Genomic DNA, 12,627 nt, shown 5'->3' on the forward strand with positions numbered 1-12,627 from the left:
GGACTGCACCGTTGACCTTGCCGGCGCTTCCAGAGGCCGGCCCCGATCTGCAAAGGACTACCCATGTACAAGACCCTTCTCCTGGCCACCCTGCTGGCGAGCACTGCCGCCCATGCCACTGATGGCAAGGACCTTGCCAATGCCCAGGACATCCCTCACCCGGCCGTGATCGCCCACCGCGGCGCCTCGTTCGACGCGCCCGAGTCCACCACCCCTGCCTACCTGCTGGCCCGTGAACTGGGCGCCGACTACCTGGAAATGGACCTGCAGCGCACCCGCGATGGCGTGCTGGTGGTGGTCCACGACGATGTGCTGGCGCGCACCAGCGACGTCGCCGAACGTTACCCGGAGCGCAAGGCCAGCCCGGTCAGCGCCTTCACCCTGGCCGAGCTCAAGGCGCTGGATGCCGGCAGCTGGTTCAACAAGGCCTACCCCGAGCGTGCCCGGGATGCGTTCAAGGGCCAGCGCATCCTGACCCTGGACGAGGTGATCGACATCGCCGAAGGCAATCCCGAGCGTCACCCCGGCCTGTACATCGAGACCAAGGAACCGGCCCAGTTCCCCGGCATCGAGCAAGATCTGAAGCAGCGCCTCGAAGCCCGTGGCTGGCTCGACAAGCCGGGCCGGGTGGTGTTGCAGACCTTCGACCGCAACAGCCTCAAGCTGCTGCACGAAGCCATGCCGCAGGTACCGAAGATCCTCTTGCTTTGGGTGGCCAAGGGCAGCATCGAACCGGCCTCCGGGCAGGACTTCGCCGAGTCCGGCGAGCAGGACAAGTCGGCCTTCTACGCCCGCCAGCAGCCCAAGGACCGCGCCGAGTTCGAGCGCTGGCTCGACTACGCCAAGGCCGGCGGCGCCATCGGCACCGGCCCTTCGGCGATCCGCACCCACCTGGGCGAGCAGAGCTATTCCGACCTGATTCAGCCCTGGATGAACCAGGCCAGTCATGACAAAGGCCTGCTGGTGCACGTCTACACCCTCGACGAGGCGGTGGACTTCGACAAGGCGATGAAGGCCGGCGTCGATGGCATCTTCACCAACCGTGCCGGTGAGCTGATGCGTTTCTATAAACGACCGATGCCACAGAGCGAAGGCCAGTTACTGCGCAAGCTGGGTTACTGAACGGCAACATGATCGGCAGGGGACACAGGCTGTGCCGTGATACCGAGCCCACGTCCCGTTCAAGGGACGTCGTGGGTGGTAGTCCCCTCCCTCACTCCGCGGTACCCTCCCGGCGAGCCCTGTTGCGCCATACCCGATACGCCCGAATCCCCGCCCGTACCGAGCCGAACAGCAATTTTTCCTCCATCTCCCGGGCCATCCCGGAACGCACCAGCATGCGCAGGAAGGTGCCACGGGCACGGGCGATGGCGAAATGAATACCCTGGGCGGCGAGGGTGTCGCGGACTTCGCGCAAGGCTGCCACGCCACTGACGTCGATGTTGGTCACGGCTTCTGCGTCGAACAGCACCACCTGGGGTTTCTCCACGCCTTGCACGGCCTCGAGCAGGCGCATCTTGAAGTAGTCGGCGTTGAAGAACAGGATCGCGTCGTCGAAGCGGTACACCACCAGGCCCGGCACGGTACGGGCGTCCTTGTGCTGGCGCACGTCCACCTGGCCTTCGATGCCCGGCACCCAGCCAAGCACGGCGTCGGTGGGCTGGTAGATGCTGTAGAGCAGGCGCAGGATGGCCAGGGTCACGGCGAACACGATGCCCGGCAACACGCCCAGGCCGAGCACGCCGACCGTGGTCAGCAGGCACAGCCAGAACTCGAAGCGGCTGAGCTTGCGGATGGTCTTTAGCGACTTCACGTCGATCAGCCCCCAGCCGGCCATCAGCAGCACCGCGCCCAGCGCGGCCTGGGGAATCCAGGCCATGGGCGCGGTGAAGAACAGCAGGATCAAGGCGATCACCAGGGCGGCGATGATGCCCACCAGCTGGCTCTTGCCGCCGACCATGTCGTTGACCGCGGTGCGCGAGTCGGCGCCGCTGATGGCGAAGCCCTGGGAGATGCCGGCGGCCAGGTTGCTCACGCCCAGGGCGAGGAACTCGTGGTTGGCGTTGATCGCGTAGCCGTGGCGGGCGGCGAAGCTGCGGGCGGTGAGCATTGCGCTGCAGAAACTGATGGTGGCGATACCCAGGGCATCGCGCAGCAGGCTCTTGGTTTCCGCCAGGGTGCTCTGCGGCCAGGCCAGCTCCGGGATGCCCGCCGGTACCGGGCCGAGGATCGCCACCCCATAACGGTCAAGACCGAACAACCCGGCCAGGGCGGTGAACACCACCACCGTCACCAGTGCCGCCGGCAGCCGCGGGTAGCGTCGCGGCAGCCAGATCAGCAGGCCCAGCCCGGCCAGGCCGATGGCCAGGGTCAACCAGTGGATCTCGCCCAGGCGCTGGAGGAAGTTGATCAGGCTGAGGATGAACCCATCGCCTTCGATCCTGAAGCCCACCACTTTCGACAACTGCCCGGCAAGCAGGCTCAGGCCGATGCCATTGAGGTAGCCGATGAGGATCGGCCGCGAGAAGAAGCTGGCGATGAAACCGGCCCGCGCCACCCCGGCGGCGATCAGCATCACGCCCACCAGCACGGTGACGATTACCGACAGCTCGGCGATGCGGTGCGCATCACCCATGGCCAGCGGCGCCACGGCCCCGCCGATCATGGCGCAGGTGGCGGCGTCCGGGCCGACCATCAACTGGCGTGAGCTGCCGACCAGGGCATAGACCATCATCGGCAGCACGCAGGCGTACAAGCCGTACTGCGGTGGCAGGCCGACGATCTGCGCATAGGCGATGGCGATGGGGATCTGGATCGCGGCCACCGACAGGCCGGCTTGCAGGTCTGCGTGGAACCACTCGCGGCGGTAGTGCAACAGGTTGGCCAGGCCCGGTAGCCAGCGGGAGAGAAACATGCGCAGTCCTTTGGAAATGTTTCACAAAGCGTAGCGGTTATGCACCGCGAATCACTGGGCATTCAAGCCAATCGGCGCGGCCATGGCCATGGGCCAGATCAACAAAGGAACACTGGAAACGAAAAAAGGAGCCGAGGCTCCTTTTGACAGCGACGACGCTATTGGAACGTCGGGCGGGGAATGCGAGTTGGAGCGGGTAGAGGGAATCGAACCCTCCTCAATAGCTTGGGAAGCTATAGTTTTACCAATAAACTATACCCGCTTCGAAGCACGACTTTTTACCAGAACCCTCCCTGAATGAGAAGCCCAAGGCTGTAAAAAAGCCTGTCGGCGGCCCGTAGCCTGCGGCTGTCGAGGGCTACAGGACGCCGATGCGCTCAGATGGCCAGTGCATGCTGCCCCGTTTCCTGTGTGTAGCGGTGGCGGGGTTCGCGCAGCGCCGGTTTGAGGAAACCGAGCATCGCATTGCGGGTATCCTCGCAGGCAGTCTTGTGCTCCATGTCCAGGAAGTGGCCTGCGCCCTGGATCACGCTGAAGTGGCTACGCCCCACATGCCGGCTGAACTGACGGGCATCCTCGACGGTGGTGTACTCGTCGCGGTCACCGTTGATGAACAGCACCGGGATGTCGATGTTGCGCGCGGCCTTCAGTGCCCGCTCCAGGTCGTGGTCGAGCACCTGGTTGATGTGGAAGTGCATCTGCGCATACTCGTGGCTGTCCAGGCTGCTGACGTGCCGGTAGTTGAAGCGCTTGAACAGCGACGGCAGGTGCTTGCCGATGGTGTCGTTGACCAGGTTGCCCACCTGGTAGCGGTCGCAGGCGGCCAGGTACTGGCAACCGCGCTCCAGGTAGTCGCGCATCGGTTCGTTGATCACCGGTGAGAACGAGCTGACGATGGCCTTCTTCACCAGCCGCGGCTGGTGCGCCAGCGCCAGCAGGGTGCAGGCGCCGCCCCAGGAGAACGACATCACGTGGTCGGCACGGAAGTGTTCAATCAGCTCGAGCAGGATGTGTGCCTCGGCTTCCTTGGTCAGCAACCGTTCATGGCGGTTGTGGGGTTTGGACTTGCCGGCGTAGGGCTGGTCGTACAGCACCACGTTGAACTGTGGGTGCAGGTTGCGCACTGTCTGTGCAAAGGACGCCGTGGTGGCCAATGAGCCATTGATCAGGATGATCGTCTTTTCGGCGCCTTCCGCGCGATGGAACTCCGTGTAAACCCGGTACTGCCCTTGGATATCAAGTACAGCGATTTCTGGCCTCATGTCATCGACTCCTGGCGCAAAAAGGGTATTCGCGTCACCTGGTGGCGTGTGCGATCGGCAGGCGGGTTGGGCGCCGAATCGACCGGACAGGCCATTAGGGTGCACGTGCTTTATGACAGGTAGGCATTCGCCTGGAACTGAAACCGGTAGGCCCTTGTGTCGATCCTTGACGCTTGTAGACGACGGTATTGTTGTGCGGGCGATTACCGTGCCCCAGGGCATCGAGACCCCGGGTGGCCGGTAAAGGGCGTCTTGGACTGCGGTTGTGACCAATGAGTCACATGCAGACCGACGAGTTAGCAGTCAAGCAGCGAGGCCGGGATCGCGCAAGTGCCGTTGAGGCAATCTTTCGTGGGAAACTGCCGAATGGCGAGTTCGTTCAGACCGAGGCGATTTCCTCGGCGGTCAGCGCCCTGAATTCTCCCGGATGCAATATCGGGTCCAGTGTGATCGACCCCATGCTTTCCCGATGCAGTCCCACGACCTTGTTCTGGAAGTGTCCGAACATCCGCTTCACCTGGTGATAGCGGCCCTCGACGATGACCAGGCGCGCGCTGCGCGGGCCGAGGATGTCCAGCTGCGCGGGCAGGGTGGTGAGGTCTTCGAAGGCGAAGTAGAACCCTTCGCGGAACCGATCGATGTAATGTGCACCGATTTCGTCCTCGGTGTGCACCAGATAGGTCTTGGGCTGCTTGGTCCGTGGCTGGGTCAGGCGCCGCGACCACTGACCATCGTTGGTCAGGATCAGCAGCCCGGTGGTGTTGTAGTCCAGACGTCCGGCGATGTGCAGGTCATCGCGCAGCGCTGCCGGCAGCAGGTCGAGCACGGTGCGGTGCTGCGGATCCTGGGTGGCGCTGACGCACCCGGCGGGCTTGTGCAGCATCAGGTAGCGCGCTGGACGCCCGGCCTGGTGCAGCTGCTCGTCGACCTCGACGCGGTTGAACTCGCGCACCTCCAGCAGCGGGTCGCCGGTCGGCAGGCCATCCACGCGCACGCGCCGCTGGGCCAGCAGCAGGCGCACTTGCTGGCGGTTGTAGCAGGGCAGGTTGCCGAGGAATCGGTCGAGGCGCATGGGGCGGGTCGCTTGCGGGAAATCGGCGCGCAGTCTAGCGGATCGTGCGCGCTGGCGCTGCCTTGAGCTGCGCGTCCACCTGCGCGCAGCGCGGGCACAGGCAGGCCTTGTCGCGCAGCTCGGCCGGCAGGGCCTCGATCAGCGTCGGGTCGATGGCCACGTCGAAGCACCAGCAGCCTTGCGCGGCGTTGCGCGGGTCGGCCAGGCCGCACTGGTTGAGGGCGCCACAGGCGGGGCAGCGTTGAAGTTCAGGCATGGTCGGGTCCGGGCATTTCGCTGCAGACGCGGTTGCGTCCGCCTTGTTTGGCACGATAGAGCGCATGGTCGGCCCGGGTCAGCAGGCTGTGCAGGCTGTCGTCGCGCCGCAGGGCGGACAGGCCGATGCTCACGGTCAGGCGCAGAGGCTGGTCGGCGTGGCTGAAGGTCAGTTGCTCGGTGCGCCGGCGGATCTTTTCCGCCACCTCGATGGCCTGGCGGCCTTCGGCTTCGCGCAGCAGCACGATGAACTCCTCGCCGCCCCAGCGGCACAGTATATCGGACTGGCGCAGGCTGCCCTGCAGCACATTGGCGAACTGGCGCAGCACTTCGTCGCCGGCCAGGTGGCCATGGGTGTCGTTGAGGGTCTTGAAGTGGTCGAGGTCGATCAGCAGGGCGACCAGCGGCGCGCTGTCACGCTGTGCTTCGATGAGCGCCTGGCCGGCCAGCAGGTCAAAGCTGCGGCGATTGGGCAGGCCGGTGAGGCTGTCGAGGGTGGCCAGTGCCTCGGCGTTGTCCTGGTGCCGCTTGATCATGGCATTGAGCAGTGACAGGACTACCAGGGTAATCATGGCGCAAATAGCCAAGTTCAGGTACAGCGACTGGCGGATGCGGTCCAGGGCGCCGCTTTCGCGCTTGTCCACCAGCAGGTACCAGTCCAGTTCCGGCAGCAGGCGCACATTGAGAAAGTGGCTGTGGCCGTCGTTGTCGGTGTACTCGTGACTGCCGCTGGCCGGTGTCGGCATGCGTGCCAGCAGGTCCTGCCACTGGCTGCTGTCGGCCAGTTGCTGGCCGGCGCGCAGGCCATGGGGGCCACCGTCGGAGCCGGTCAGCAAAACCTTTCCACCGGCGTCGGTGAACAGCACCGAGCGCTGGTAGCGTCGCTGGTATTCGTCGATCAGTCGGACCACCGACTCCACGCTCAAGCCCACGCCGGCGGCACCGATGAAGCGCTGCTGATAATCGAGCACGCGGTGGTTGATGAATACGGTGGGTTTGTCCTGGTTGGCCATGTCCACATCGACATTGATCTCATAGGGCTTGCCCGACTGGCGCAGGCGGAAGTACCAAGCGTCGCGCCAGGCGTCGGCCCGCACCTGCTTGAGCACGCCCTTGGCCTGGTAGTAGGTGAGGCTGCGGTCGGAGACGAAGAAGCTGGTGCAGGTGGCCTGACTGCCCATCACGGCGCCCAGGTAGCGGGTGATGCGCCCGGTGTCCTGCTCGCCGGCCAGCACCCAGTCGCGCAGGAAAGTGTCCTGGGCCATCATCGAGGCGATCAGCACCGGGCGGATCAGGTCTTTCTGGATCTCGGAGTAGACGGTGTCGGAGGTCAGCGGCAACTCGGTGTTGACGATGCCGTCGCGGATCGCCCCGCGCGAGGCGTAGTAGCCGAGCAGCGAGGTGGCCAGGAAGCCGCCGGCCAGCAGCAGCAGCAGGGCGACGAGCAGCGAGCGTTGCGAGAACAGGGCGGAAGGCGAAGGCATGATCTTCCCGTGAAGTGTGCCGGTGGCCACATTCTAGTGAGATGACCGAAAAATGACTGCATGTTTTTCAGGGTTATAGGACCTGTTTCAATTTGTTGCGCAAATGGCACTGAACCCTGTTGCCACGGTCTTATCCTGTGTCGACCAACTGCTTGTCGTCGACGCCCGCCAGCGTCGCTGTGCCGGGCACCCCTGCGGTCCAGGAGGCCGCCATGTACCCACGAATCCTGCTCGTCGTCCTGCTCGGACTGCTGACCTCCGCCTGCGCCCCTTACTACGAGAGCGGTGGCTACTACCGCAGCGACTACTACACCAGCGATCGCTACGTTTACCCAGGCTATTACCGCCAGGACCGCTATTACGTGGTACCGCAGACCCGCTACTACTACCAGCCTGCGCCGCGTTACTACGGGCCGGCGCCGGTGCCACAGTACCGCCCTTATCCGGCGCCCGGCATGCAACCGCGCTGGCACGGGAATCCGCGTTATGACTACGGCAACCGCCAGCGCTACGACTACGGTCGGGATCGCGACCGCCACGACTACCGCAATGACGACCGTCGGGGCGATCGCTGGCACTCCAACGGGCAGGGCAACCGTGACCGTCGACCCGATGGGGGCCGCGGTGGCGAGCGGGGCTGGTCGCGGTGACAGGGCACTGACGTCATCCCAGTTCCGCCAACGGATGCCGCCCCTCCCAGACCTTGCTGAAATGCGCCTCCACCACCGCCGCCGGCACCTGCGCCACATCCGGCCAGTGCCAGTGCGGGGTGTTGTCCTTGTCCAACAGACGGGCGCGCACCCCCTCGCTGAACTCCGGGTGACGGCAGCAGTTCAGGCTCAGGGTGTATTCCATCTGGAATACCTGCGCCAGCGAAAGGTGCCGCGCCCGACGGATCTGCTCCCACACCAGGTGCGCCGTCAGCGGGCAGCCCTCGTGCAGGCGTTGGCCGGCCGCCGCCAGCACGGGATCGGCGTGCGTGGCCAGGCCGGCCAGGGCCCGCCAGGCCGCTACCGGGTCGGCCACGTCGAGCACTTCGTCGATCACGCCGCGGCGCGCCAGCCACTGGCCTTGCGGCAGTTCGGCGCAGGCGCGGTGCTGCTCGGCCTTGAGCAGGCTGTTGAGCTGCAGGGTGGTCTGCTCCTGCCAGTTCAATTGCAGCAGTTCCTCGATCAGCGCCTCCTGCTGGTGCTCGCCCAGGAAGCGATCGGCCAGGTTCAGGTCCAGTGCGTCACGGGCATTGAGCGGGGCGCCGGTGAGCCCCAGGAACAGGCCGAGCTTGCCCGGCAGTCGGGCGAGGAACCAGCTGGCGCCGACGTCCGGGTACAGGCCGATGCTGATTTCCGGCATGGCTAGGCGGCTGCTGGGGGTGACGATACGCACCGCGGCGCCTTGCAGCAGGCCCATGCCGCCGCCCAGCACATGGCCGTGGCCCCAGCACAACAAGGGTTTGGGGTAGGTATGCAGGCGGTGGTCGAGGCGGTACTCGCTGGCGAAAAACGCAGCGGCCAGCGGCGGCACGCTGCCGGGGTGTTCGCGGCAGGCCTCGACCAGGGCGCGGACATCGCCGCCGGCACAGAAGGCCTTCGGCCCGTTGCCGCGCAGCAGCACGCAGACGATCCCGGGGTCGCTGGCCCAGGCGCGCAGCCGTTCGTCGAGCACCTCGATCATGGGCAGCGTCAGGGCGTTGAGCGCCTTGGGCGCATCCAGGGTGGCGATGCCGATACGGGCGCCGTCGGCGCCGGTCAGTACCTCGCATTGAATGGACATGGACTACCTCGCGCAGGTCATCCCCTCAGTATGGCCTGCTGCGGCGAAGCTGCCGGTCGTCGGTCGGATCGATTGACAAGCCGGCCCGGCTTTCCTAGTGTCGCGGCACTTTGCTTTTGGATGCCCCCATGACCGACGACGATCGCATCAAACTCGAACCCAGCTGGAAGGCCGCGTTGCGCGCCGAGTTCGACCAGCCCTACATGCAGCAGCTGCGCGAGTTCCTGCGTGCGGAGCACGCCGCCGGCAAGGAGATCTACCCGCCTGGGCCGCTGATCTTCAACGCCCTGAATTCCACACCGCTGGAGCAGGTCAAGGTGGTCATCCTCGGCCAGGACCCATACCACGGTCCCGGCCAGGCCCATGGCCTGTGCTTCTCGGTGCAGCCGGGTATCCCCACGCCGCCATCGCTGGTCAATATCTACAAAGAGCTGCAGCGCGATCTCAACCTGCCGATCCCCGCGCATGGCTATCTGCAGAGCTGGGCCGAGCAGGGCGTGCTGCTGCTCAACACCACCATGACCGTGGAGCGTGCCAATGCCGCGTCCCACGCGAAGAGAGGTTGGGAGTTCTTCACCGACCGGATCATCCAGGTGGTCAGCGAGCAGTGCCCGAACGTGGTGTTCCTGCTGTGGGGCTCCCATGCGCAGAGCAAGCAGAAGCTGATCGATGCCAGCAAGCACCTGGTGCTCAAGTCGGTGCATCCCTCGCCGCTGTCGGCTTACCGTGGGTTCTTTGGTTGCGGGCATTTCAGCCGTACCAACAGCTTCCTGGAGCAACGCGGGATGGCGCCGATCGATTGGGCGTTGCCGCCGTTGTGACATGAAATCAAAGGGCCGCTTCGCGGCCCTTTGATTTCATGTCCTGGCCCAGCGCCTGAACAACGGCTCGGCCAGGAACAGCACGAACAACAGCCTCATCACCTGCAGCGCCGTCACCAGCGGCACGGACAGTTGCAGGGTCTCCGCCGTCAGGCTCATCTCGGCGATGCCCCCGGGCATCATCCCCAGCGTCAGCGAGCGCAGGTCCAGGTGCGTCAGCAGGCTCAACGCCCAGGCCGCGCCTGCGGCGATCAGCATGCACAGTGCCGTGGCCAGCAATGTCCGGCCAAGGAACGACGGCGCCCGGCGGAAGAATGCGCGGTTGAAGTGACAGGCCAGGCCGCTGCCGATCAGCCACTGGCCGATCTGGCTGGCGCCGTTGGGCAGGCCGATCTGCAGGTTGCCCGCCAGGCTCACGCTGGCTGCCACCAGCAACGGTCCGAACAACCAGGGGTTGGGCTGGCGCAGACGCTGCCAGAGCAACGCCATCAGCACCCCCAGCGGCGCGATCAATACCAGCCAGCCCCAGCTCACGCTGCCGGCATGGTTCAGCGGCGCGCCATCGCCAAGCAGCAACTTGAACAGCGCCGGCACGCACAGCACCACCGCCAGCACCCGCAGGCTCTGCGCCGCGGCCACCTGGCTGAGCACCGCGCCGTTGCGCGCGCCGAGGTTGACCATCTCGCCCGAACCGCCCGGCATGCTGGCGAAGAACGCCGTGGCGCGGTCCTCACCGGTGCGCCGCAACAGCCACACGCTGATCACGCTGGAGAGGGTGGTGAACAGCGCGCCGAAGAAGATCAGCGCGAAGTGACTGGCCACCTGTTCGATCACCGCCGGGGTGAAGTGCAGGCCGATGCCGATGCCGATGATCCATTGCCCGCATTTGCGACCATTGGGGATTTCACTGAGTTGCCAGGGGGTAAGGCAGCGCACCAGGATGATCGCCAGCAACGAGCCGATCATCCACGGCAAGGGCCAGCCGACCTTGCTGGCGAGAAATCCGCCGGCAAGGCCGACCAGTCCGGTGGCCCAGAACAGTGGCACCGAGCGATCAGGCATCGGCCATGGCCCGGCGTTGCAGGGCACGTTTGCGCCAGCTGCGCAGCAGCGGCAGGCTCAGCATGCACACCACCAGCACCCACACACCCATGCTGATCGGGCTCGACCAGAGGATGCCCAGTTCACCGTTGGAGATCGACAGCGCGCGGCGCAGGTTCTGTTCCATCAGCCCGCCGAGGATGAAGCCCAGCAGTATCGGCGAAAGCGGGAAGTCCAGCTTGCGCAGGATGTAGCCCATGATGCCGATACCGACCATCAGGAACAGGTCGAAGGTGGTGGCATGCACCGCGTACACGCCGATCGCGGTGATGATCGCGATCACCGGCACCAGCGCCCAGTTCGGCACGGCGAGGATGCGGGTGAACACACGGATCATCGGCACGTTGAGGACGATCAGCATGAGGTTGGCGATGAACAGCGAGGCGATCAGCCCCCAGACGATGTCCGGCTGTTGCTCGAACAGCAGCGGGCCGGGGGTGATGTTGTACAGGGTCAGCGCGCCGATCATCACTGCGGTGGTACCCGAGCCGGGCACGCCGAGGGTCAGCATCGGCACCAGGGCGCCGCAGCAGGAGGCGCCGATGGCGGTTTCAGGCGCGGCCAGGCCACGGGCGTCGCCCTTGCCGAACTTGCCTTTGTCGCCGGCGATGCGTTTTTCGGTCATGTAGGCCACGGCACTGGCCAGGGTCGCGCCGGCACCCGGCAACACGCCCATGAAGAAGCCCAGCAGGCCGCAACGGATGTTGACGAAGAACACCGAGGCCGCTTCCTTGAGGTTGAACAGCATGCGCCCGGTGGCCTTGACCGCCACATGACCGTGGTGGGTCTTTTCCAGCAGCAGGAGGATCTCGCTGATGGAGAACAGGCCCAGCACCAGCACCACGAACTGGATGCCATCGGCCAGGTGCACGCTGTCGCCGGTGAAACGGTACACGCCGCTGTTGGCGTCGATGCCCACTGCCGAGAGGAACAGGCCGATCAGCGCGGCGATAAAGGTTTTCAGCGGCTTGTCGCCGGCCATGCCGCCGAGGGCGACGATGGCGAACACCATCAGCACGAAGTACTCCGCCGGCCCGAAGGCGATCGCCCATTTCGCCAGCAGCGGGGCGAACAGCACCATGCCGCAGGTGGCGATGAAGGCGCCGATGAACGAACTCCAGGCCGACAGCGACAGGGCCACGCCGGCCAGGCCCTGGCGGGCCATGGGGTAGCCGTCGAGGGTGGTCATCACGGTGGAGGCTTCGCCGGGGATGTTCAGCAGGATCGAGCTGATCCGCCCACCGTATTCGCAGCCCAGGTACACCGCGGCCAGTAGGATCAGCGCCGACTCTGGCGGCAGGCCGAGGGCGAAGGCGATGGGGATCAGCAGGGCCACGCCGTTGATCGGGCCCAGGCCCGGCAGCAGCCCAACCACGGTGCCGATCAGGGTGCCGGTCAGGGCGGTGACCAGGTTGTACGGGCTCAGGGCGACGCCGAAGCCCTGGCCCAGGTAGCTCAAGGTATCCATGTGTCAGTTCTCCAGTACGTCGAGCAGGCCGAGGGGCAGGGGCACGTCCATCACGCGGTCGAACAGCCAGTAGAGGAACAGGCTCATGCCCACCACCACGAGGGCGCTGTGCAGCCAGCGGCCACCATAAAGGCGGGCCATGGGCACGCCGGCCAGGATGGCGCTGAGGATGAAGCCCAGGGCTTCGAAGGTGCTGGCGAAGACGATCAGCAGGCCGACGCAGGCGGCGATCTTGATCAGGGTCTCGCGGTCCAGCTCCGGTTCGTCGTCCTTGCGTACGATGGGCGTGGGGCGGATCGCCAGGTACAGCAGGCCCAGGCTCATCAGGCCGAGCATCAATAGTGGGTAGGCGCGCGGGCCGACCGGTTCATAGGAGAAGGCGGCCTGATAGGGCCAGGCCATGACTGCCAGGGCGGCGCATACCGCCAGCAGGACCAGGGCGAAGAGGCGTTGCAGGATCATGGGAGAATCCTCGGTAAT

Annotated in this window: 12 protein-coding genes and 1 tRNA gene; 3 read left to right on the top strand and 10 right to left on the bottom strand. The window is 65.6% G+C overall.

The genetic code is table 11. From position 1 onward, the window contains the following. Positions 1-63: 63 nt before the first annotated feature. Positions 64-1,122, top strand: a complete 1,059-nt coding sequence (locus tag K5H97_RS05685) for a glycerophosphodiester phosphodiesterase family protein (protein WP_028690177.1) — start codon at positions 64-66, stop codon at positions 1,120-1,122. A 91-nt stretch (positions 1,123-1,213) separates the two neighbouring features. On the opposite strand, the gene K5H97_RS05690 is transcribed toward K5H97_RS05685, so the two are convergent. From K5H97_RS05690 to K5H97_RS05715, 6 genes are all read right to left on the bottom strand, one after another. Beyond that, a complete protein-coding gene (locus tag K5H97_RS05690) occupies positions 1,214-2,914 on the bottom strand; it encodes a SulP family inorganic anion transporter (RefSeq protein ID WP_028690176.1) in 1,701 nt (566 codons plus the stop codon). Positions 2,915-3,102: 188 nt separating this feature from the next. Next, positions 3,103-3,176, bottom strand: a tRNA-Gly gene (locus K5H97_RS05695). 115 nt (positions 3,177-3,291) lie between these two features. Further along, positions 3,292-4,176, bottom strand: coding sequence for an alpha/beta fold hydrolase (locus K5H97_RS05700; protein ID WP_028690175.1), 885 nt, complete (start codon positions 4,174-4,176; stop codon positions 3,292-3,294). A 379-nt stretch (positions 4,177-4,555) separates the two neighbouring features. After that, positions 4,556-5,248: a 16S rRNA pseudouridine(516) synthase gene (locus K5H97_RS05705; protein ID WP_028690174.1), complete on the bottom strand. Its 693-nt coding sequence runs from the start codon at positions 5,246-5,248 to the stop codon at positions 4,556-4,558. A 34-nt stretch (positions 5,249-5,282) separates the two neighbouring features. Then, positions 5,283-5,504, bottom strand: a complete 222-nt coding sequence (locus K5H97_RS05710) for a cysteine-rich CWC family protein (protein ID WP_028690173.1) — start codon at positions 5,502-5,504, stop codon at positions 5,283-5,285. Next, positions 5,497-6,987 (bottom strand): sensor domain-containing diguanylate cyclase, encoded by a 1,491-nt coding sequence (locus K5H97_RS05715; RefSeq protein ID WP_028690172.1) that lies wholly within the window; start codon positions 6,985-6,987, stop codon positions 5,497-5,499. Before K5H97_RS05715 ends, K5H97_RS05710 begins: the two co-directional genes overlap by 8 nt. A 212-nt stretch (positions 6,988-7,199) precedes the next feature. On the opposite strand from K5H97_RS05715, the gene K5H97_RS05720 reads away from it, so the two are divergent. Continuing rightward, positions 7,200-7,637: a hypothetical protein gene (locus K5H97_RS05720; protein WP_028690171.1), complete on the top strand. Its 438-nt coding sequence runs from the start codon at positions 7,200-7,202 to the stop codon at positions 7,635-7,637. Positions 7,638-7,650: 13 nt separating this feature from the next. Here K5H97_RS05720 and K5H97_RS05725 read toward each other — a convergent pair whose 3' ends face one another. Then, positions 7,651-8,757 (bottom strand): enoyl-CoA hydratase/isomerase family protein, encoded by a 1,107-nt coding sequence (locus tag K5H97_RS05725; RefSeq protein WP_028690170.1) that lies wholly within the window; start codon positions 8,755-8,757, stop codon positions 7,651-7,653. 128 nt (positions 8,758-8,885) lie between these two features. On the opposite strand from K5H97_RS05725, the gene ung reads away from it, so the two are divergent. After that, entirely contained in the window at positions 8,886-9,578 is a 693-nt protein-coding gene (ung, locus tag K5H97_RS05730) for a uracil-DNA glycosylase (protein ID WP_028690169.1), read from the top strand. A 36-nt stretch (positions 9,579-9,614) separates the two neighbouring features. On the opposite strand, the gene K5H97_RS05735 is transcribed toward ung, so the two are convergent. Genes K5H97_RS05735 through K5H97_RS05745 form a run of 3 tightly spaced genes read right to left on the bottom strand, consistent with a single transcriptional unit; the run spans position 9,615 to position 12,609 of the window. Beyond that, positions 9,615-10,640 (bottom strand): AbrB family transcriptional regulator, encoded by a 1,026-nt coding sequence (locus K5H97_RS05735; RefSeq protein WP_028690168.1) that lies wholly within the window; start codon positions 10,638-10,640, stop codon positions 9,615-9,617. After that, positions 10,633-12,147, bottom strand: a complete 1,515-nt coding sequence (locus K5H97_RS05740) for a tripartite tricarboxylate transporter permease (protein ID WP_028690167.1) — start codon at positions 12,145-12,147, stop codon at positions 10,633-10,635. Before K5H97_RS05740 ends, K5H97_RS05735 begins: the two co-directional genes overlap by 8 nt. A 3-nt stretch (positions 12,148-12,150) precedes the next feature. After that, positions 12,151-12,609 (bottom strand): tripartite tricarboxylate transporter TctB family protein, encoded by a 459-nt coding sequence (locus tag K5H97_RS05745; RefSeq protein ID WP_028690166.1) that lies wholly within the window; start codon positions 12,607-12,609, stop codon positions 12,151-12,153. Between the last annotated feature and the right edge of the window lie 18 nt (positions 12,610-12,627).

This window comes from Pseudomonas mosselii (assembly GCF_019823065.1).
GTDB lineage: Bacteria > Pseudomonadota > Gammaproteobacteria > Pseudomonadales > Pseudomonadaceae > Aquipseudomonas > Aquipseudomonas mosselii.